The sequence below is a fragment of the Streptomyces sp. NPDC057654 genome (assembly GCF_042800135.1).
Taxonomy (GTDB): Bacteria; Actinomycetota; Actinomycetes; order Streptomycetales; family Streptomycetaceae; genus Streptomyces.
On the sequence record NZ_JBHVHQ010000059.1, the window covers coordinates 1 to 19,277 of the forward strand.

The following is a 19,277-nucleotide window of genomic DNA, read 5'->3' on the forward strand; positions in this document are numbered from 1 at the left end:
GGGCCTCAGCGGCCGGAGCGTCGGCAGCGGCCTCGGCCGGCTTCTCGGCCTCGGCGGCCGGAGCGGCCTCTTCCTCGGTCTTCTTGGTTTCGAGCAGGTCGCGCTCCCACTCGGCAAGCGGCTCGCCGACGGCCTTCTCGCCCTTGGCGTCACCGGAGGCGGCGCCGGAGCGGGCGATGAGGCCCTCGGCGACGGCGTCGGCGATCACGCGGGTGAGCAGGGTGACGGAGCGGATCGCGTCATCGTTGCCGGGGATCTTGTAGTCGACCTCGTCGGGGTCGCAGTTGGTGTCGAGGATCGCGACGACCGGGATCCGGAGCTTGCGCGCCTCGCCGACGGCGATGTGCTCCTTCTTGGTGTCCACGATCCAGACGGCGCTGGGCACCTTCTGCATCTCGCGGATGCCGCCCAGGGTCTTCTCCAGCTTGGCCTTCTCGCGGGAGAGGACCAGAAGCTCCTTCTTGGTGAGGCCGGAGGCGGCCACATCCTCGAAGTCGATGAGCTCAAGCTCCTTGAGGCGCTGGAGGCGCTTGTAGACGGTGGAGAAGTTGGTGAGCATGCCGCCCAGCCAGCGCTGGTTGACGTAGGGCATGCCGACGCGGGTCGCCTGCTCGGCGATCGCCTCCTGCGCCTGCTTCTTGGTGCCGACGAACATGATGGAGCCGCCGTGCGCGACGGTCTCCTTGACGAACTCGTAGGCGCGGTCGATGTACGACAGCGACTGGAGCAGGTCGATGATGTAGATGCCGTTGCGCTCGGTGAAGATGAAGCGCTTCATCTTCGGGTTCCAACGGCGGGTCTGGTGACCGAAGTGGACGCCGCTCTCCAGCAGCTCCCGCATCGTGACGACGGCCATGGCCGTACTCCTATGTGCTCGGTTCCCGCGCCGGCCGGGCGGCCGTCGCGCCTGACGCCCCGTCGTGCCCGCCGTGGACGGCGCCTTTGCGAGGAACCGTTCCGCGGACCGAGGGACACGGCCACCGTGCTGCCCGAGAGGGCCTGACGCGCCGGTGGCGGGGCGTGCGAAGTCGATCCGGTGACCCGGATCGCCACAAGAAGTGTACGGGACCGCCGCACCGACGGGTGACGCTGTTGTCCACAACCCACCAGTAGTCCACAGATCCGCACCAAGATCCCCCCGCGCGGACGGTCTGCGCCACGGTTCTCCCATGCGCCGACTGACGACGACCGCCTGCACGGCCCTGCTCTGGATCCTCACGACCCTCTGCATGACTCTCTGCGCGACGAACGCACACGCGCTGGACACACGCACGCCGCCCGCCATCGGGCCCGATAGCCGGAGAACGGCGCCGACCGCCGCCGACGGGCCCGCCCGGTCCTGGCCGGTGTCCGGAGCAGGGGGCGCGCCCCGCCCCTTGGTCGTACGGGCGTGGGAGCCGCCGCCGACGCCCTGGGCGGCGGGGCACCGCGGTGTGGACCTCGCCGCGCGGGCCGGTCAGGCGGTACGGGCGGCCGGAGGCGGCACCGTGTCCTTCGCGGGGACGGTCGCGGGCCGCGGCGTGCTGTCGGTCGAACTGTCCGGGACCGGGAGCCCGCCCCTGCGCACCACGTATGAGCCGGTGCGCGCCACGGCGCGGGCGGGCGACCGGGTGGCGGCGGGCGAGACCGTGGGCGTCCTGCGCGCCGGCCCGTCCCACTGCGCGGCGGCCTGCCTGCACTGGGGCCTGCTGCGCGGCCACCGCTACCTCGATCCGCTGTCGCTGCTCCCGCCGGAAATGCTGGGCGGCGGCCCCTCGCGGCTCCTGCCCGTCTTCGGCGTCCCCGTGGGCTCCCTGGCCCTGTCCCCGGCCGTCCTCCCCGCGACGACGGGCGGACCACTGGCAACGCCGGCAGCGCACGCGCCGCGACGGCTGCGACCGGCCGCGTGGAGCGGCGACACATCCCCAGGGCACGTGATCACGGCGGCCGCCTTGGTGGCAGCCGCGGTGTGGGCGTATCGCGCGTTGCGCGCCGCCCAGCGCACCCGCCGGGTGCCGGGCGGCGACCGCACGGGCGCGAAGAACATCGACGGCAGACGCGCGGCGGCAGGCGGCGCGGGCGGCAGGGGCGTACGTCCGGGTGGGCCGCGAGCCCGCGAGGCCGGCCGGCCTCGTCAGCCCCGTACGCCCCGCAGGGCCATGGCGACGGCCGCTTCCGTGATGCGGTCCGGCTCCTCGGCCGCGCCGAGCTCGATGCGGCGCACGGCGGCGTCGACCACGCCCTGAAGGAGCATCGCCGCCAGCCGTGGCTGCTCGTGCCCGAGGCCGCCGAGCGCCTCGACGACCATCGCGATCAGCCCGCCGTGCGCGGCGCGGATCTTCTCGCGCGCCCCGGCGTCCAGCTCGCCCGCCGAGATGGCGACGACAGCCCGGTGCCGGCGGTCGCCGACGAGCGCGAGCTGCTGCCGCACATACGCCTCGATCTTCGCCTCCGGCGTGTCGACCCGCTCCATGCCGGACTCGACCTCCGCGGCCCAGACGGGGAAGTCGACGGCGCACAGCTCCTCGACGACGGCCGCCCGGGAACGGAAGTACTCATAGACGGAGGACCGCGCGAGTCCGGTCCGCTCGGCGAGGGCGGGGAAGGTCAGCGCCTCCGTGCCGCCTTCGGACAGCAGGGTGCGGGCGGCGTCCAACAGGGCGCCGCGCTGCATCGTCCGGTGCTCGGCCACTGAAGCCGCTCGAATCCTTGGCACACTTCCACTCTACGGATGACCCGCGCGAAGGACGACGCTGGAGGGACGATTCAACGTCCGACATCGGCCAGTTTGGCCCGCAACTGGAGCACGGACTTGGTGTGGATCTGACTGACCCGGCTCTCCGTGACCCCCAGGACGTTGCCGATCTCGGCGAGGGTGAGCCCTTCGTAGTAGTAGAGGGTGACCACGGTCTTCTCCCGGTCCGGGAGGGTGTTGATGGCGCGCGCGAGCAGCCGCCGCAACTCCCGGTCCTCGGCGACCTCGACCGGGTTGTCCGCGGCGGTGTCCTCCAGCGTGTCCATCAGGCTCAGCCGGTCGCCGCTCTCGCCGCCGACGTGCAGCAGTTCCTCCAGGGCCACCACGTTGGCCAGCGACAACTGGCTGAAGACGCCGTGCAGTTCCTCCAGCCCGATGTCCATCTCCGACGCCACCTCCGCCTCGGACGGCGTGCGGTGCAGGGCCGCCTCCAAGGTGGCGTACGCGCGCTCGACCGCCCGCGCCTTCTGCCGGACCGATCTCGGGATCCAGTCCAGCGCCCGCAGTTCGTCGATCATCGCCCCCCGGATCCGGGTGATGGCATACGTCTCGAACTTGATGGCCCGCTCGGGCTCGAACTTCTCGATGGCGTCGATGAGCCCGAAGACCCCGGAGGAGACGAAGTCGGCCTGCTCGACATTGGGCGGCAGCCCCACGCTCACCCGTCCCGCCACGTACTTCACCAGCGGCGAGTAGTGCAGGATCAGCTGCTCGCGCAGTCGCCCGTCGCCCGTCGCCTTGTAGGAGCGCCACAGCTCGTCGAGCGTCGAGGGCGCGGGAGGGCGCACCGTGCCGCGGGCGGCGGGCGGCACCGCCGCGCGGTCAGAACCCGAGGTGTGCTGGGGCATTCTTCGCCTTGAGCCGTTCTGCCGTGACGTGGGTGGAGTGCTCCATGGGAGCCGGAATTCTTGTGAGCGTAGCGTGACTGGAGCGTCGCAGTGCGCGAAGAGGGCGCGTTCGGTGGTGCGCAGATACGTTCCGCTGCCCGCACTCCGGGATGACGGCCGCCGGGTCGAACGGCGACCGCGACGTGGACTCATCGCGCGCTTTTGCGGTCATCGTCCCCTACCTTTCCACCGAAGCGCCCCAGGTCAAGGACCGCCCCGCCGCGCGCCCGCGCGTCGCCCGGCGCTCTCCGCGCCCCCTGCCGCCCCGGCCAACTGCCAGCTTTCGCCGGTGCGTTCGACGAAGCCGAGAGCGCGCAGCTCGTAGAGCCTGCCCAGCACCTGGTCCCGGCTCAGGCCGGTCTCCCGCGCCAGGCGGTCCCAGGAGGCCCCGCCGCTCCCGGGGAGCGCGTCCAGCACCCGCGCCGCCGTGCCCTCCAGCAGATCCCTGGCCACCACCGGCCCCTGCCTCGCGGGCGCCAGGTCCCCCATGCTCCCCACCAGCTCGATCACTTCGTCCGCGTCGGTCACCAGCGCCGCCTCCCCCCGCAGGAGTTCATGCACCCCGGCGGACAGCCCCGACGTCACCGGCCCCGGCACCCCCATCGTCGACCGCCCCAGCCGCTGCGCCTGCCGCGCCGTGACCAGCGAACCGCTGCGGTACTCGGCCTCCACCACAACCGTGCCCCGCGTGAGGGCCGCGATGACCCGGTTGCGCAGCACGAAGCGGCTGCGCGTGGGGTGCCCGCCGGGCGGCAACTCGGCCACGACGAGCCCCTGTTCCGCCATCCGCTGGATCAACTCGGCGTGCCCGCGCGGATAGGGCACGTCCACCCCCGAGGCCAGTACCGCCACCGTCGCCCCGCTCGCGGCGAGCGCTCCCCGATGCGCCGCCCCGTCGACGCCGAACGCCGCTCCCGACACCACCACCCAGCCCCGCTCGGCGAGCCCCGTGCCGAGTATCGCTGCCATGCGCGAGCCGTAGTCCGTACAGGCCCGGGCGCCGACGACGGCGACGGAGCGCAGCGCCCAGAGCCGCAGGTCCGCGTCGCCGCGCACCCAGAGGCCGACCGGCACGGCATCCCCGAGGTCGTCGAGCTGACGCGGCCACTCCAGGTCGCCCGGACACAGAAACCGCCCGCCGAGCCGGGTGACCGCCGCGAGGTCCCCGGCCGGGTCGCACGCCACCGCCCGCCGCCGGCACCCCTCGATACGGTCGGGTCCCGCGCCGGGCGGGGGCTGCGCGCGCCCGGTCAGCGCCTCGACCAGCCGCACCGCCCCCAGCTTCCGCAGCCACCGCCCCACGGTCTCGTCCCCCGGTTCCGTGAGCCGGGTGAGCGCCGCCCGCGCGAGCCGCTCCTGCCCCGGCACGCTCATGGGAGGCACCCCGCCATGACCGTGCCGCGCGCGATGCCCGTACGCAGCTCCAGCGCCCGTCCCACGTCCTCCTCCAGCGGGCGGTCGTGCCCGGCGAGGTCCGCGACCGTCCAGGCGACCCGCAGCACCCGGTCCAGGCCCCGCGCGGTGAGGAGCCCGCGCTCCATGTCCCGTTCCGCGTCGCCCAACGCCCCCGACGCGACCTGCCAGCGCGTCCGCAGCTCATGGCCGGGCACCTCGCTGTTGGTACGCCAAGGCGTGTCGGCGTACCGCTGAGCGGCCCTCTCGCGCGCTTCTCGTACCCGCGCCGCGACGACCGCGGTCGTCTCCGCCTCCGCGCCGAGGCCGACCAGCTCGGACCGGGTGACCGGTTCGACCGTCACCGTCACGTCGATGCGGTCCAGCAGCGGCCCCGACAGCCGGGCCCGATAGCGCTTGACCATCTGCGGCGAACACTCGCACCCCGCCCCGGAGAGCCCGTGCCGCCCACACGGGCAGGGATTCGCCGCCAGAGCGAGCAGAAATCCGGCGGGCAGTCTCATCACTCCCCCGGAGCGCGCGACGACCACATGTCCCGACTCCAGGGGCTGCCGCAGGGCGTCGAGGACCCGGCCGCTGAACTCAGGAGCCTCGTCCAGAAAAAGTACGCCGTGGTGAGCCAGCGAGACCGCTCCGGGCCGGGGCAGTCCGCTGCCGCCGCCGACGAGCGACGACATGGAGGCCGAGTGGTGCGGCGCGCAGTACGGCGCATGTTTGATCAAGGGCTGGCCGGCGGGAAGCGCTCCGGCCACGGAGTGGACGGCGGTGACCTCCAGCGATTCCTGCGGCGTCAGCGGCGGCAGCAGCCCGGTCAGGCGCTCCGCCAGCATGGTCTTGCCCGCTCCCGGCGGGCCCTTGAAGAAGATGTGGTGCCGTCCGGCCGCCGCCACCTCCAGCGCCTCGCGTGCCTTGGTCTGCCCGGCGACGTCCACGAGATCGGGAATCCTCTCGGCGATGAGCGAGCCGGTGCCCATGCCGGCCCCGGGCACCGCCAGCCCGGCCAGCATCGGGTCCGGCCGCCCGTCGGCCGGAGATTCCTCCTCGTCGGGCACCGGCTCATCGCTGAGCACCGCGATGAGCTGGCGCAGTGTCCGTACGCCGAGCACGGAGACGTCCGGCACCAGCGACGCCTCGGCGACGGTCCGCTCGGGGACGACGACCTGCCGGTACCCGGCGTCGGCCGCCGCCAGTACCGCGGGCAGGATGCCGCGCACCGGCCGGACCCGCCCGTCGAGCCCGAGTTCGCCGATCATCATCAGGTCCGCGATCTGCCGCGGGTCGATCCGCTCAGCGGCCCCGAGCACCGCACAAGCGACCGCCAGGTCGAAGCCGCTGCCGCCCTTGGGCACGGACGCCGGGCTGAGACCGACCGTCAGCTTCTTCTGCGGCCACTCGCCTCCCGAATTCACCACGGCCGCCCTGACCCTGTCCCGGCTCTCCACGAGGCTCTTGTCGGGGAGCCCGACCAGCGCGAAGGCCGCGAGGCCGGGTTCCAGGTCGGCCTGGACCTCCACGACGACGCCTTCGACGCCGACGAGCGCCACGGAGCACGTACGGGCGAAACCCATCAGGCCACCCCCTTCGCGTGCTCGACGACCGGAGCGCCCCGGCGGGGCAGCAGCACGCCGATCAGGTCGATGCGCACGCCGCCCGGCGGAGGTCCGCCGTTCCGGTCGAGCCAGCACTCCGCGAGCCGCCGCAGCCGCGCGGCCTTGACCGGCGGGACGCCGGCCATGGGGTGTTCGTACGGACCCGCCCGCCGGGTCTTGACCTCGCAGACCACGAGCGCGTCGCCGTCGAGCGCGACGATGTCGATCTCCCCGTCGCGGCATCGCCAATTGCGCTCCAGGACGTCCATCCCGGTCTCGGCCAGCCGCCGCGCCGCGAGGTCCTCCCCGTACCGCCCGAGCGCGCGGCGCCGCACTTGCGCCGGATCACGCCGGGCGCTTCCCTCGGACCCCACTCCGGCGCACACGCCCCCGGATGACGCCCCGCCGCGCGCCGCGGCGTCTCGCGCCGCGCCTCGTGCCCGCCGTGAACGTCGCGGCCCGTGTGGCTGTGCGAGCTGTGGCTGTGCAGGCTGTGGCTCGCGCGCTTGGCGCGCCTGTCGTGGGGTCGCGGTCGGTCGCTCCCCGGGGTGCAGCAGCATCGGCACCACCTCCGACACCGACTGTGGCGCCCCCGGCCGGATCTATTGGATCTTGGTGGATAACTCCGGCGGTTACCGATGGGTTGTGGACAACTCAGCCACTCGGAAGGTCGAGGTCGCTCTTGTTGAGCTCCTCGATATTCACGTCCTTGAACGTCAGCACCCGCACTTGCTTGACGAAGCGAGCCGGTCGGTACATGTCCCAGACCCAGGCGTCGGCCATCGAGACCTCGAAGAACACCTCGCCCTGAACCGAGTGCACCTGCATCTCGTAGTCGTTGGTGAGGTAGAAACGCCGCTCGGTCTCGATCACGTATTTGAACAAGCCGACGACATCGCGGTACTCCCGGTAGAGCTTCAGCTCCATCTCGGTCTCGTACTTTTCGAGGTCCTCGGCGCTCATGGCGTGTTCCCCTTCAGCCGTGCGTTCCCCCATTGTGCGTCAGGCGTGCTCAGTCTCCAGGAGCACCGGCGTACTCGGGGGCCCCTCGTCGAGCAGTTTCCGCACCAACTCGGCGAGTCTGGTCGGATACACGGTCTCACGCGTCGTGAGAAGTTCCTCGCAGGTCCACCACCGCAACCCGGTCACGCTGCGGCGTTCCAGATCCGTCGCCCCGCCCGTCCAGGACGCCTCCTGTCCGGTCCGGGCCAGGTAGTACCACTCCTCCTGCTCCCAGCGCCGCCCGTCGAAGGGGAACGAGCAGTGCCGCTGCCAGAGCACCGGGCCCAGCTCGATGTCTGTGATCCCGGTCTCCTCCGCCAGCTCCCGGCGCGCCGCCCGCTCCCGCTCCTCGTCGCCCTCCAGCCCGCCGCCCGGCGTGAACCACCAGGTCATCGACGGGTCGTCCGGCTCGAAGCCATGCATCAAGAGCACCCGGTCCCGGCCGTCGAGCAGCACCACCCGCGCCGCCTTCCGCCATCCTTCAGCGGGCCCTTCCATGACGCGTTCCTCAGACACGAGCCTCGCCTCCTTCCACGGCGGCCGCGCCACCCCGGCCCCGCCGGCCCACCCGGCGCGCGATCGGTCCGTACGCCGCACCGCCGAGGATCAGTACCGCGCCCGCGGCCACCGAGATCACCACCAGTCGCAACGGTCCCGGCTGCGAGGTTCCGCCGGGCATCTCCTCGAAGGCCGTCGGCCGCGTCATCATGCCGAGGCTCTTCACCGGCCAGGCCGTGGCGTCCACCCGCGCCTTCACCGCTCCGCGCGGTACGGACCCGTGGTCGCTGTCGGTCAGGTGGACGCGCGAGTCGAGCGAGCTCATGCGGTGGTCTCCCAGCAGGAAGAGCTGCCCCTTGGGGACCGTGGAGGAGAAGGCGGTCGGCGAGGCCGGTCCCTTGTCGGCCAGATACGGCTCTTCGACGGGTTTGCCGTTGACGGTCATCCGGCCCGCGCGGTCGCAGCAGGCGATCTTGTCGCCGCCGACCGCCACGACCCGCTTGACCATCGGGACCTTGCCCCACACCTTGTCCTCGAAGACGACGACGTCGCCGCGGCGCACCGCGTCACCGTCTATTCGCTCCGCGAGCACCCGGTCGCCCCGCCCGATGGTGGGCGCCATCGAGTCGGTGGGCACGGTGTAGGGCTGGTAGAGCACGGCGCCCCAGACGAAGCCGCCCAGGAAGAGCACACAGCCGACGGCCACGACCAGCCCGGACAGTGTCCTGCCCGCGCGGCCGTGGCCGTCGCCCGTACGTACAGCTCCGCTCATCCCTGTGCTCCCGCCCCGCGTAGAAGTCGGATTCCCTGTGCCCCGCGGCACGGAATCGCACACTACCCGGCGGTACGGACCAGGGTCAGCCCGCTTGCGCGGCCTTGTTGATCAGCCGGCGCCGACGCCACAGCACCAGCGGCACCGCGCCCGCGAGCCCCACGACCGGCGGCGCGACGGCACCCGCGGCGCTCAGCCCCGGCTGGTCGAACGTGTCGGGGACGGGCAGCGTGGTCCAGCGGTTGATCGGCCAGGCCACGACGATGGCCCGCCCGACGACCTTGCTGACCGGGACCGTGCCGCCGCCGGGCAGGTCCTGGTGGTAGCGCGAGTCCAGCGAGTTCTGGCGGTGGTCGCCCATCACCCAGATCTTCCCCTTGGGGATCTTGATCGGGCCGAACGGCTTGTCGCCGCAGGGGGTGTTGCCGGGGAAGATGTACGGCTCGTCGAGCGCCTTGCCGTTGACCTTGACGGGTCCGGTGTTCTTGCACTCGATGGTGTCCCCGCCCACCGCGATGACCCGCTTGATCAGGTCCTTCTCCTGGGACGAGGGCATCAGCCCGATGAAGCTGAGGGCGTCCTGGATCGCGTTGGTCTGCGGGGTGGGCTCGTCGTCGAGCCAGTGTCCGGGGTCGTGGAAGACGACCACCTCGCCCCGGTCGGGCTCCGAGCCGAACCACGGCGTCAGCTTGTCCACCAGCACCCGGTCGCCCTCCAGCAGCGTGTTCTGCATAGAGGCCGACGGGATCGAGAACGCCTGCACCAGGAAGGTCTTGATCAGCAGGGCGAGCACCAGCGCGATGCCGATCAGGATCGGCAGTTCCTTCCAGAAGGAACGCTGCTTCTTCTGCTTCACGCCACGGCTTCCCCGTTGCGAAGAGTCCTCCGGTGGCTCCGGGGGCCCGGCCGCTTCCGGCACACCGGTCTCTGGAGCCCCCTCAGTCCCATCGGGCCGCTTTTCGGGCTCTTCGTGACCGGATCGTGCGCCGACCGCCAAATCCCCCACATCCACTCCTCACTCCGCGCTGCCGCCAGACCCACGATCGACGCAGGCCCACAACTCCCATAACGAGCGGGAGTTCCGCAGGGGTCGGGAGCTGGATCATTCCTTGCCGATCCGTGGGGGACACACTATTCGGCGAACCCCTCGCCCGCGTCGCCTCGCCCCGCGCGTCTTTCACCGATGCGAACGTGTCCGATTCCGTGAGCCCCCGCCAGTGACCGAACGGCCACGCGATGACCACGGCCCGCCCAACGACCTTGTCCTGGGAGATAGTGCCCTGGTGAGCGTCCTGCAAGTGGTAGCGGGAGTCCCCGGAGTCGGAGCGGTGGTCGCCCATCATGAAGTACCGGCCGGCAGGCACCGTGACGGAGAATTCGATCTTCGAGGGCGGATTGCCCGGATGCAGATACGGCTCGTCGAGCGGGGTTCCGTTGACGGTGATTTTGCCGTTCTTGTCGCAGCACTTGACCGTATCGCCGCCGACGCCGATGACGCGCTTGATCAGATCCTGCTCGTCCGCGGACGGCAACAGCCCTATCGCCGCCAGCCCCTCCTTGACCTGCTTGACGACCACCGGATCGGGTTTCGGCTTCGGCTCGTCGCGGAGCCAGTCCCCGGGGTCCTTGAAGACCACCACGTCGCCGCGGTGCGGCTTGGAGCCGAACCAGGGCGTCAGCTTGTCCACCAGCACCCGGTCGCCGATCCGGATCGTCTGCTCCATCGAACCGGTCGGGATCACGAACGCCTGGACGAGAAAAGTCTTCAGCACCACGGCGATCAGCAGCGCCACGCCGATCAGGATCGGCACTTCCTTGACCGCGGACCGGCGCCGCCGCCGCTTGACGCGCCGCGCCGTCTTCCGCCGCTCCGCCCGGCCGCCCTGCGTCGCCGGGCGGGGTATCTCGCCGTCGTGCTGCTCGTGCTCCCGCTGCCGGCCCCGGCTACCCATGCGCGCCGCCAGGCTCCGGTACGTCCGCGAAGCCGCCCGGCCGCTTCAGCGACGTGATCCGGCCGAAGGGCCAGCCGATCCAGTCCGCCCGTCCGATCACCCGGTCGACGGGCACCGTGCCGCCGCCGGGCTCCCCGAGGTGGTCGCGCGAGTCACGGGAGTCGTCGCGGTGGTCGCCCATGACCCACAGTTTCCCATCGGGCACCACAACATCGAAGGGCACTCGCGACGGCACATTGCCCGGGTACAGGTAGTCCTCGGTGACCGGTCGGCCGTTCACCATCAGCCTCCCCCGCTTGTCGCAGCAGGTGACATGGTCCCCGCCGATACCCACCACGCGCTTGATGTAATCCGTACCGGCCGGCTCCATCAGCCCGACCGCCGAACCCGCCCGGCGCACCAGAGAGGCCACCGCGTTCTCGGACGGCGCGTTCTGAAGGAAGGAGTCGGTCCCGTCGAAGACCACAACGTCACCGCGGCGCGGTTCGTCCCCGAAGCGGTACGCGAGTTTGTTGACGAGCACCCGGTCGCCCACGTGGAGGGTGTTCTCCATGGAGCCGCTGGGGATCAGAAAGGGCTGCACCACGAAGCCGCTGACGACCAGCAGCAGGACGATGCAGGTGACCAGCAGCAGGGCCGTCCTGCGCAGCGGTCCGCCGCCGGTGAGCCACTGCCAGGCCGCCCGCGGGGAGGGGCGGGAAAGACGCGCGGAGCGCGACCCCTGCTCCTGACCCTCGTCGGGTCCGGGAGAGCGGTCGCGCTCCGTAGGCTGTGCGTCGGTGTCCATCGAGCCGAGAGCCTATCCGGCCTGGCCCGGGAGCCGGACGGCAGACTACTTGTCGCGCTTCTCCTTGATCTTCGCGGCCTTGCCGCGGAGCTCACGGAGGTAGTACAGCTTGGCGCGGCGGACGTCACCCTTGGTGACGAGCTCGATCTTCTCGACGATCGGGGTGTGCACGGGGAAGGTGCGCTCCACGCCGACGGAGAAGGAGACCTTGCGGACCGTGAAGGTCTCGCGGACGCCGGCGCCCTGGCGGCGGATGACTACGCCCTTGAACTGCTGGACACGGGAGCGGCTGCCCTCGATGACGCGCACGTGGACGTTGACGGTGTCGCCGGGGCGGAAGGCCGGGATGTCGCTGCGCAGCGATGCGGCGTCGACGTTGTCGAGAAGGTTCATGACCGTCTGCTTTCCTCGCTGATGCCACAGGTCATCAGCGGAAATTCGTGATGAGAGTTTGAAGGGTGCCGCTTCGGTGAAGCGGCGCTGTGCCGGGCGGACGTCGTTCCCCCTGTGGCAGGGGCGCACGCCGGACGTACAGCAGCGGCCTATTGTTCCATGGCCGGGCCCGGCCGCCCAAATCGGCCGTCGGGGAGCTCCGCCCATCCCAGTGCCGCGAGGATTTCGCGGTCCTTCTTGTCGAACGCGGCCGGGTCGGCGCGCTCGATCAGGTCGGGCCGGTTCGCGGTCGTACGGCGGAACGCCTCGTCGCGCCGCCAGCGGGCGATCCTGCCGTGGTGGCCGCTGATCAGGACCTCGGGGATGCCGTGCCCGCGCCACTCGGGGGGCTTGGTGTAGACGGGCCCCTCCAGGAGGTCGGCCATCGCACCGGGGGCGAAGGAGTCGTCGCGGTGCGATTCGGCGTTGCCGAGGACGCCGGGCAGCAGCCTGGCGATGGCCTCGACCATGACGAGGACCGGGGCCTCGCCGCCGGCGAGCACGTAGTCGCCGATGGAGACCTCGCGCACGTCGAATCGCTCGCCATACTCCGCCATGACGCGGCGGTCGATGCCCTCGTAGCGGGCCGGGGTGAAGACCAGCCAGGGCCGCTCGGAGAGCTCCACCGCGAGCTGCTGGGTGAAGGGCACGCCGCTGGGGGTCGGCACGACCAGGGTGGGCCGCGTGTCGCCGTCGCCCGAGTCGATGACCGCGTCGAGGGCCTCGCCCCAGGGCTCGGGCTTCATGACCATGCCGGGGCCGCCGCCGTACGGGCTGTCGTCGACCGTGTTGTGCCGGTCGTGCGTCCACGCGCGCAGGTCGTGCACGCGTACGTCCAGTTGTCCGCGGGCGCGCGCCTTGCCGACCAGCGAGACGTTCAGCGGCTCCAGGTATTCCGGGAAGATCGTGACGACGTCGAGGCGCATCAGGCGCCGCCCTGCCCGGTGTCCCGGCCGTCCCGAGCGGCGTCCGAGTCGCCCTGCCCGGTGTCCCGGCCGTCCCGCGCGGCGTCCGAGTCGCCCTGCTCGGCGTCCCGCGCGCTCGCGACCTCGGCCAGGCTGTCGTCGATCAGGCCGGGGGGCGGGTCGACGACGGCGCGCTGCGCCTCCAGGTCGATCTCCGGGACGATCTCCGCGACGAAGGGGATCATCACTTCGCTGCCGTCGGGCCGCTCGACGATGAAGAGGTCCTGGGAGGGCAGGTGGGAGATCTCGGCGATGCGGCCGATCTCGACGCCGTCGACGGTGACGACGTCGAGGTCCATCAGCTGGTGGTCGTAGTACTCCTCGGGGTCCTCGGGGACCGCCTCGGGGTCGACCTCCGCGATGAGGAGCGTGTTGCGCAGGGCCTCGGCGCCCGTACGGTCGGTGACGCCCGCGAAGCGCAGCAGCAGCCGGCCGCTGTGCACCCGCCCGGTCTCGATGGTCAGCGGACCGGCGGCGGCCGGGTCCGTGGCCAGTACGGCGCCGGGGCCGAGCCGCAGCTCGGGCTCGTCCGTGCGCACCTCCACCGTGACCTCGCCCTTGATGCCGTGGGCGCGTCCGATCCTGCCGACTACCAGCTGCACTGTGCCTGTCTCCTCCATGCGGCCGGGCCGCGGCCGCTTCCGCGGGCGTGGCCGCGCGCCGTCGCGGCTGCTCGTTTCCTGGTCACTGCCGACAAAGGCCGGGGGTGGCCGAAGCCTCCCCCGGCCCATGCCGGTGCTGTATCGCTGCTCAGTGGACCTGGTCCACGTCGACGAGGTCGACGCGGATGCCGCGGCCACCGAGCGCCCCTACGACGGTGCGCAGGGCACGCGCGGTACGGCCGTTACGGCCGATCACCTTGCCGAGGTCGTCGGGGTGCACCCGGACCTCCAGAACGCGCCCGCGACGCAGGACGCGCGAGGCGACCTGTACGTCGTCGGGGTTGTCGACGATGCCCTTCACCAAATGCTCGAGGGCTTCCTCGAGCATCCTCAGGCCTCGGTCGACTCGGTGGACGCGGTGGCCTCGGCCGCCTCGTCCTTCTTCTCCGACTTCTTCGCCTTCGGGGTGATGGCCTCACCCTTCGGCTCGTCGCCGGAGCTCTTGGCGGCGGCCTCGAAGAGGGCGCGCTTGTCGGCCTTCGGCTCGGCGACCAGCATCGGGGCCGGGGCGGGCAGACCCTTGAACTTCTGCCAGTCGCCGGTCACCTTGAGGATGGCCATGACGGGCTCGGTCGGCTGCGCGCCGACACCCAGCCAGTACTGCGCGCGCTCCGAGTCGACCTCGATGCGCGACGGGTTCTGCACCGGGTGGTACAGGCCGATCTCCTCGATGGCCCGGCCGTCACGGCGGGTGCGGGAGTCGGCGACGACGATGCGGTAGTGAGGCGAACGGATCTTGCCCAGACGCTTCAGCTTGATCTTGACTGCCACGGAAGTGGTGTCTCCTGGTCTTGACGTGGTTGGGCACAACGGGATGCCGCGTGGGGTTGCGGTACCCGATCTGCCCGATGGACGCGTCAGCCGGAGGAGAGAGGGGTCCTATGCGGCTGTCGAGTACAGCTGACCATTCTGCCACACGGAGGCTGATCAGCCGACCGCCAGCGCCTCGGGGATGCGGAACGGCTGCCCGCACCCGCCGCACATGATCGGTGCCTGCGCCAGCACCGATGGCACCACACGGACATTCCGGCCGCAGTCGCACACGGCCTTCACCCGCACCCCGCCGCCGGACGAGCCGTGCCGGGCGGCGGGCCCCCGGAACGTACGGGAGGTGTCGGCCGTGGTGGCGACCGTATGGGCCTTCAGGGCGCGCTGGAGTCTCTCGATCGTCGGGCGGTAGCGCTTTCGGGCCTCCGGGTTGAGCACGACCAGCGAGAAGCCGCTGCTGGGATGCGGCTCCTCGGAGTGGTCCAGGCCCAACTCCTCGGCGATCGCCAGGAATCGGCGGTTGTGGTAGCGGCCGGCGCGTGAGGTGTCGCGGACGCCGCGGGCGGCGGCGATGCCGTGGACTGCCTCATGCAGCAGCCGTTCGAAGGAGAGCTCCGCGCCGCAGGCGGACGAGGATTCTCCGATCAGGGATTCGGGCGCGGCCAGGTCCGGCAGCTCGGGATGGTGCCGTTGAATGTCGGCCCAGGCGAGCGCCAGTTCGGCGGCGAGAACAGGCGGTGTCGTGCTCACGTCGTGACAACGAGCCGGGATGGCCCGGTGTTCCGATACCGGGCCATCCCAAATAATTTGCACGTACCAGTCAGTTCACGCTGATGCGTCCCGACGAGGGCGGGTGCGCCGATGTGCGGAGAAGCCGCGCACCTGTTCCCAAGCCGGGACGTAACCCCGGGTAGGGCCGGGGTATCAGTAGGCGCGCGCGACGATGGCGACGGTACCCGGGGCATCGTCCGCGTCCGGCACCGACCCGTCCTCGGCCACCAGGCACCGTACGGACGCGGCCTGCTCGGCGAGGGCCGCCTCGCCCGCCGGGCCCAGGTCCGCCCACGGGATGCGCGCCCAGCCGCCGCCGGCCGCCACCTCGGCGGCCTCCTCGACCGTCGCCACCTCGCTGGTACGGGTCTCCCGGCGCTCCCGCGACTGGCGCAGCAGCGTCTCCTGGTCCTCTTCGAGGACCTTGGGCAGCAGGTCGGCGAGGCCGTCCAGGCGTACGGGCTCCTTGCCGCCCGGAATGCGGCGGGCGAGCATCGCGGTGCCGTTCTCCAGGTCGCGGGGGCCGACCTCGATGCGTACGGGCACGCCCTTGAGCTCCCAGTCGACCGCGCGGCGGCCGAAGGGGGTGTCGACGCGGTCGTCGACCTGGACGCGGATGCCCGCGGCCTTCAGCCGGTCGCCGATCTCGCGGACCTTGGCGACGGCCTCGTCGCCCTTGATCGCGAGAACGACGGCCTGGACGGGGGCGAGGCGCGGCGGGACGCGCATCCCATTGTCGTCGCCGTGCATCATCACCAGGGCGCCGACCATGCGGGTCGTGAAGCCCCAGGAGGTCTGCCAGACGTGCTCCTGCTGCCCGTCCTTGGAGAGGTACTGGGTGTGGAACGCCTTGGCGAAGTTCTGGCCGAGCTCGTGGCTCGTGCCCATCTGGAGCGCCTTGCCGTCGCCCATCATCCCTTCGAGAGTCAGGGTGTTGATGGCGCCCGCGAAGCGCTCCTTGGGCGTCTTGCGCCCGAGGACGACGTCCATGGCGAGGACGTTCTCCATGAAATCCGCGTAGACGTGGCGGTGGATGCGGGCCGCGAAGTCGCGGGCGTCCTCGTAGGTGGCGTGGGCCGTGTGGCCCTCCTGCCAGAGGAATTCACTCGTCCGCAGGAAGAGGCGCGGGCGGAGCTCCCAGCGGACGACATTGGCCCACTGGTTGATCAGCAGGGGGAGGTCGCGGTAGCTCTGCACCCACTTAGAGAAGTACTCGTTGATGATCGTCTCTGAGGTGGGCCGGACGACGACCGGCTCCTCCAGCTCCTTGCCGCCACCGTGCGTGACGACGGCGAGCTCCGGCGCGAAGCCCTCGACGTGCTCGGCTTCCCTCGTCAGGTAGGACTGCGGGATGAGCAGCGGGAAGTACGCGTTCTGGGCGCCGACGTCCTTGATCCGGGCGTCCATGCTCTGCTGCATCCGCTCCCAGATCCCGTACCCATACGGTCGGATGACCATGGTGCCGCGCACCGGGCCGTTGTCCGCCAGCTCGGCCTTGTTGATCAGGTCCTGGTACCAGCGGGGGAAGTCATCCGCCTGAGGGGTGAGAACGGGAGCCTTTGCCATGGCGGGAATGGTACGGGGCGCTCGCCACGGAGCGTGAATCGCTCCCAGAGGGGCATCCCCCACTGGACGAGTCGGCGGATGCGGAGTTCTCTGGCATACGGGGGTGTTCCACAACTGCGCGCACGACGGCGTACACGGGGGCGGCGAATCTTGAATACATCACGTCTCTCGGCGGATTGGGGCGCTTTCGATGACATCCACGCTCGTGCGGCGGCATCACCAGGACTTTCCCGCACCCCAGGAACGGGCCCGTGACTGGGCCGAGATCCAGGAAAGGATGCTGGTACCGCTCTACGAGGCGGTCTACGAACGGCTGGAAGTGGGCTCGGGGACCCGGTTGCTGAGCCTGGGCTGCGGCTCCGGGCTGGCGCTGCTGATGGCGGCTGCGCGGGGCGCCACGGTGAGCGGGGTCGACCCCGACGACCGGCGGCTGGAGCTGGCCCGGCAGCGGCTGCTCCCGGAGCGCACTCCGGCGGACGGTACGCGCCTGGGGCACGGCGGTCCCGGATGCGTCACCGACCCGAGCGGGGCCGCCTTCAATGTGGTGACCGCCTTCGACCCTTTGTACTGCGCGGGCGGCAGCGCGCGGGCCATGTCGACTGCGCTCGTGGAGGCGGCGGCCTGCGCGGAGCGGGGTTCTCCGGTCGTACTGGCCGGGTGGGGGCCCCAGGAGCGGTGCGCGACGTCCGGGGCGCTGCGGGTCGCGGCCCGGCTGGCGGACCCGATGTGCGCGCCCGCCCGGTGGCGGCCGAGCGGCCGGGACGACCTGGAGAACCTGGCCCGGCAGGCGGGGCTGCGCCCGGACGGTTCGGGGCGGGTGGCGTGCCCGTTCGGTTACGCGGACATGGACTGCGCGGTGCGCGGTCTGCTCTCGACGGGCGCGTTCGACGCGGCGGCGCGGGCGACCGACCAGGCGCAGGTGGTCAAGGAGCTGACCGAGGCGCTCCACCCGTATCTGCGGGAGGACGGCACGGTCTGGATGCCGAATGTGTTCCGTTATCTGATCGCCCTGGTCTGACCGGCTCGGCGCACGACCGGGACATACGGGCGGGGCGTTGGGCCGGCGGGGTCCTCGTCAGCTCTCGGGCTTGCTGAGACGGGTGATCCCGGCGACGCGGTACGCCTCGTCCTCCTCCAGGGTCTCGTTGGCGAGCAGCGCCTCGGCGAGGGCGTCGAGCTGCGCGCGGTGCTCGGTCAGCAGCCGGCACGCCTCCTCGTAGCAGTCGTCAACGATGCGCCGCATCTCGTTGTCGACGGCGTCCAGGGTGGCGGGGGCGGCGGAGAGCCCGTATGCCTGCTGGGCGTCGCTCGGGATGGCGGTGAGGCGGCCGACGCGCTCGCTCATGCCCCAGCGGCCGACCATGCCTCGGACGATCCCGGTGACCTGTTCCAGGTCGTTCTCGGCGCCGGTGGTGATCACGCCGAAGACGGTCTGCTCCGCGGCCATGCCGCCGAGCGCGCCGATGATCCGGCCGCGCAGGTACTCCTCGGTGTAGGCGTAGCGGTCGGCGTCGGGGGTGGAGAGGGTGACGCCGAGCGCCCTGCCTCGGGGCACGATGGTGATCTTGCGGACGGGGTCGGCGCCGGGCTGGAGCATGCCGAGCAGGGCGTGGCCGCTCTCGTGGAAGGCGGTGCGGCGGCGTTCCTCCTCGGGCATCACCAGGGGCCGTTCGGCGCCGAGTTGGACCTTCTCCAGGGCGTCGGAGAACTCGGTGGGGCCGACGACCTGCTGCTTGCGCTTGACGGCGAGGAGCGCCGCCTCGTTGGCGAGGTTGGCGAGGTCCGCTCCGGTCATGCCCGGGGTCGTACGGGCGACCTGGACGAGGTCGACGTCGTCCGCGAGCGGAATGCGGCGGGTGTGGATGCGCAGGATCGCCTCGCGGCCGTCGCGGTCGGGCGGGCTGACGGTGACCGTGCGGTCGAAGCGGCCGGGGCGGGTGAGGGCCTTGTCGAGGATGTCCGCGCGGTTGGTGGCGGCGATGACGACGACGCCCTCGGAGCCGGAGAAGCCGTCCATTTCGGTGAGGATCTGGTTGAGCGTCTGCTCGCGCTCGTCGTGGCCGCCCATGCCGCCGCCACCGCGGGCCCGGCCGATGGTGTCGATCTCGTCGATGAAGATGATCGAGGGGGCGACCTTGCGGGCCTCGGCGAACAGTTCGCGGACCCGGCCGGCGCCGACGCCGACGATCATCTCGATGAATTCGGAGGCGGAGGCGGAGAAGAAGGGGACGCCGGCCTCGCCCGCGACGGCGCGGGCCAGGAGCGTCTTGCCGGTTCCGGGCGGCCCGGCGAGCAGGACACCGCCGGGCATCCGGGCGCCCAGCTTGCGGTACGCGTCGGGGTTCTTGAGGAAGTCGACGATCTCGGTGAGCTCGGCCTCGACCTCGTCGATGCCGGCGACGTCCTGGAAGGTGGTGCGCTTGCCCTCCTCGGGCGCCACGGGCTTGGGCGGGGCCTTGCGGCCGAAGCCGCCCATCCC

Annotated in this window: 22 protein-coding genes; 2 read left to right on the top strand and 20 right to left on the bottom strand. The window is 71.5% G+C overall.

The window, feature by feature from the left end; all coding sequences use genetic code 11:
• On the bottom strand, positions 1-856 hold an 856-nt coding region (rpsB, locus tag ACFU99_RS07745), incomplete at its 3' end, for a 30S ribosomal protein S2 (RefSeq protein ID WP_384387345.1).
• 313 nt (positions 857-1,169) lie between these two features.
• Here rpsB and ACFU99_RS07750 point away from each other — a divergent pair.
• Positions 1,170-2,225, top strand: coding sequence for a murein hydrolase activator EnvC family protein (locus ACFU99_RS07750; RefSeq protein WP_384387348.1), 1,056 nt, complete (start codon positions 1,170-1,172; stop codon positions 2,223-2,225).
• On the opposite strand, the gene ACFU99_RS07755 is transcribed toward ACFU99_RS07750, so the two are convergent.
• The 18 genes from ACFU99_RS07755 to proS form a co-directional block, all read right to left on the bottom strand.
• Positions 2,114-2,653, bottom strand: coding sequence for a TetR/AcrR family transcriptional regulator (locus ACFU99_RS07755; protein ID WP_384387393.1), 540 nt, complete (start codon positions 2,651-2,653; stop codon positions 2,114-2,116). The two genes, ACFU99_RS07750 and ACFU99_RS07755, sit on opposite strands and share 112 nt — an antisense overlap.
• Before the next feature lie 92 nt (positions 2,654-2,745).
• Positions 2,746-3,582, bottom strand: coding sequence for an RNA polymerase sigma factor WhiG (gene whiG / locus ACFU99_RS07760; RefSeq protein ID WP_384387351.1), 837 nt, complete (start codon positions 3,580-3,582; stop codon positions 2,746-2,748).
• A 243-nt stretch (positions 3,583-3,825) separates the two neighbouring features.
• On the bottom strand, positions 3,826-4,995 hold the full coding sequence (gene dprA, locus ACFU99_RS07765) for a DNA-processing protein DprA (protein ID WP_384387354.1): 1,170 nt from the start codon (positions 4,993-4,995) through the stop codon (positions 3,826-3,828).
• Positions 4,992-6,602 (bottom strand): YifB family Mg chelatase-like AAA ATPase, encoded by a 1,611-nt coding sequence (locus ACFU99_RS07770; protein ID WP_384387356.1) that lies wholly within the window; start codon positions 6,600-6,602, stop codon positions 4,992-4,994. Before ACFU99_RS07770 ends, dprA begins: the two co-directional genes overlap by 4 nt.
• Positions 6,602-6,958, bottom strand: coding sequence for a YraN family protein (locus ACFU99_RS07775; RefSeq protein ID WP_384387359.1), 357 nt, complete (start codon positions 6,956-6,958; stop codon positions 6,602-6,604). The genes ACFU99_RS07770 and ACFU99_RS07775 overlap by 1 nt, the downstream gene beginning before the upstream one ends.
• A gap of 319 nt (positions 6,959-7,277) precedes the next feature.
• Positions 7,278-7,586: a DUF2469 domain-containing protein gene (locus ACFU99_RS07780; RefSeq protein ID WP_004944840.1), complete on the bottom strand. Its 309-nt coding sequence runs from the start codon at positions 7,584-7,586 to the stop codon at positions 7,278-7,280.
• A 39-nt stretch (positions 7,587-7,625) separates the two neighbouring features.
• Positions 7,626-8,123: an NUDIX hydrolase gene (locus tag ACFU99_RS07785; RefSeq protein WP_384387396.1), complete on the bottom strand. Its 498-nt coding sequence runs from the start codon at positions 8,121-8,123 to the stop codon at positions 7,626-7,628.
• A gap of 10 nt (positions 8,124-8,133) precedes the next feature.
• Positions 8,134-8,895, bottom strand: a complete 762-nt coding sequence (lepB, locus tag ACFU99_RS07790; protein ID WP_384387364.1) for a signal peptidase I — start codon at positions 8,893-8,895, stop codon at positions 8,134-8,136.
• Positions 8,896-8,980: 85 nt separating this feature from the next.
• Positions 8,981-9,892: a signal peptidase I gene (lepB, locus tag ACFU99_RS07795; protein ID WP_384387399.1), complete on the bottom strand. Its 912-nt coding sequence runs from the start codon at positions 9,890-9,892 to the stop codon at positions 8,981-8,983.
• Positions 9,834-10,847 carry a signal peptidase I gene (gene lepB, locus ACFU99_RS07800; RefSeq protein ID WP_384387367.1) on the bottom strand — a complete coding sequence of 338 codons (1,014 nt, stop codon included), beginning with the start codon at positions 10,845-10,847 and terminating at the stop codon, positions 9,834-9,836. Before lepB (ACFU99_RS07800) ends, lepB (ACFU99_RS07795) begins: the two co-directional genes overlap by 59 nt.
• Positions 10,840-11,634 (bottom strand): signal peptidase I, encoded by a 795-nt coding sequence (lepB, locus tag ACFU99_RS07805; RefSeq protein WP_384387370.1) that lies wholly within the window; start codon positions 11,632-11,634, stop codon positions 10,840-10,842. The genes lepB (ACFU99_RS07800) and lepB (ACFU99_RS07805) overlap by 8 nt, the downstream gene beginning before the upstream one ends.
• Before the next feature lie 45 nt (positions 11,635-11,679).
• Positions 11,680-12,027, bottom strand: coding sequence for a 50S ribosomal protein L19 (gene rplS, locus ACFU99_RS07810; RefSeq protein WP_384387373.1), 348 nt, complete (start codon positions 12,025-12,027; stop codon positions 11,680-11,682).
• A gap of 149 nt (positions 12,028-12,176) precedes the next feature.
• A complete protein-coding gene (gene trmD, locus ACFU99_RS07815) occupies positions 12,177-12,992 on the bottom strand; it encodes a tRNA (guanosine(37)-N1)-methyltransferase TrmD (RefSeq protein WP_384387376.1) in 816 nt (271 codons plus the stop codon).
• Positions 12,992-13,633, bottom strand: a complete 642-nt coding sequence (gene rimM / locus ACFU99_RS07820; RefSeq protein WP_384387379.1) for a ribosome maturation factor RimM — start codon at positions 13,631-13,633, stop codon at positions 12,992-12,994. Before rimM ends, trmD begins: the two co-directional genes overlap by 1 nt.
• A 148-nt stretch (positions 13,634-13,781) precedes the next feature.
• Positions 13,782-14,021 carry an RNA-binding protein gene (locus tag ACFU99_RS07825; protein WP_030884973.1) on the bottom strand — a complete coding sequence of 80 codons (240 nt, stop codon included), beginning with the start codon at positions 14,019-14,021 and terminating at the stop codon, positions 13,782-13,784.
• Between the two features lie 2 nt (positions 14,022-14,023).
• Positions 14,024-14,464, bottom strand: coding sequence for a 30S ribosomal protein S16 (gene rpsP, locus ACFU99_RS07830; protein ID WP_030884970.1), 441 nt, complete (start codon positions 14,462-14,464; stop codon positions 14,024-14,026).
• A gap of 156 nt (positions 14,465-14,620) precedes the next feature.
• Complete coding sequence (locus ACFU99_RS07835; RefSeq protein WP_030884967.1) at positions 14,621-15,211, bottom strand: hypothetical protein; 591 nt, start codon at positions 15,209-15,211, stop codon at positions 14,621-14,623.
• A 174-nt stretch (positions 15,212-15,385) separates the two neighbouring features.
• Entirely contained in the window at positions 15,386-16,798 is a 1,413-nt protein-coding gene (gene proS, locus ACFU99_RS07840) for a proline--tRNA ligase (RefSeq protein WP_384387384.1), read from the bottom strand.
• Between the two features lie 190 nt (positions 16,799-16,988).
• Here proS and ACFU99_RS07845 point away from each other — a divergent pair, with 190 nt between their 5' ends.
• Positions 16,989-17,816 carry a methyltransferase domain-containing protein gene (locus ACFU99_RS07845; RefSeq protein WP_384387387.1) on the top strand — a complete coding sequence of 276 codons (828 nt, stop codon included), beginning with the start codon at positions 16,989-16,991 and terminating at the stop codon, positions 17,814-17,816.
• Positions 17,817-17,873: 57 nt separating this feature from the next.
• On the opposite strand, the gene ftsH is transcribed toward ACFU99_RS07845, so the two are convergent.
• Positions 17,874-19,277 (bottom strand): ATP-dependent zinc metalloprotease FtsH (gene ftsH, locus ACFU99_RS07850; RefSeq protein WP_384387390.1); only part of this gene is annotated, 1,404 nt, incomplete at its 5' end.

Coding starts and splice junctions, on each gene's coding strand:
- ACFU99_RS07770 (WP_384387356.1), bottom strand. CDS start 6,602: ATGGGTTTCGCCCGTACGTGCTCCGTGGCGCTCGTCGGCGTCGAAGGC.
- dprA (WP_384387354.1), bottom strand. CDS start 4,995: ATGAGCGTGCCGGGGCAGGAGCGGCTCGCGCGGGCGGCGCTCACCCGG.
- ACFU99_RS07785 (WP_384387396.1), bottom strand. CDS start 8,123: ATGGAAGGGCCCGCTGAAGGATGGCGGAAGGCGGCGCGGGTGGTGCTG.
- lepB (WP_384387370.1), bottom strand. CDS start 11,634: ATGGACACCGACGCACAGCCTACGGAGCGCGACCGCTCTCCCGGACCC.
- ACFU99_RS07825 (WP_030884973.1), bottom strand. CDS start 14,021: ATGCTCGAGGAAGCCCTCGAGCATTTGGTGAAGGGCATCGTCGACAAC.
- trmD (WP_384387376.1), bottom strand. CDS start 12,992: ATGCGCCTCGACGTCGTCACGATCTTCCCGGAATACCTGGAGCCGCTG.
- ACFU99_RS07780 (WP_004944840.1), bottom strand. CDS start 7,586: ATGAGCGCCGAGGACCTCGAAAAGTACGAGACCGAGATGGAGCTGAAG.
- ACFU99_RS07755 (WP_384387393.1), bottom strand. CDS start 2,653: ATGCAGCGCGGCGCCCTGTTGGACGCCGCCCGCACCCTGCTGTCCGAA.
- rplS (WP_384387373.1), bottom strand. CDS start 12,027: ATGAACCTTCTCGACAACGTCGACGCCGCATCGCTGCGCAGCGACATC.
- lepB (WP_384387364.1), bottom strand. CDS start 8,895: ATGAGCGGAGCTGTACGTACGGGCGACGGCCACGGCCGCGCGGGCAGG.
- whiG (WP_384387351.1), bottom strand. CDS start 3,582: ATGCCCCAGCACACCTCGGGTTCTGACCGCGCGGCGGTGCCGCCCGCC.
- ACFU99_RS07750 (WP_384387348.1), top strand. CDS start 1,170: ATGCGCCGACTGACGACGACCGCCTGCACGGCCCTGCTCTGGATCCTC.
- ACFU99_RS07845 (WP_384387387.1), top strand. CDS start 16,989: ATGACATCCACGCTCGTGCGGCGGCATCACCAGGACTTTCCCGCACCC.
- lepB (WP_384387367.1), bottom strand. CDS start 10,847: ATGGGTAGCCGGGGCCGGCAGCGGGAGCACGAGCAGCACGACGGCGAG.
- proS (WP_384387384.1), bottom strand. CDS start 16,798: ATGGCAAAGGCTCCCGTTCTCACCCCTCAGGCGGATGACTTCCCCCGC.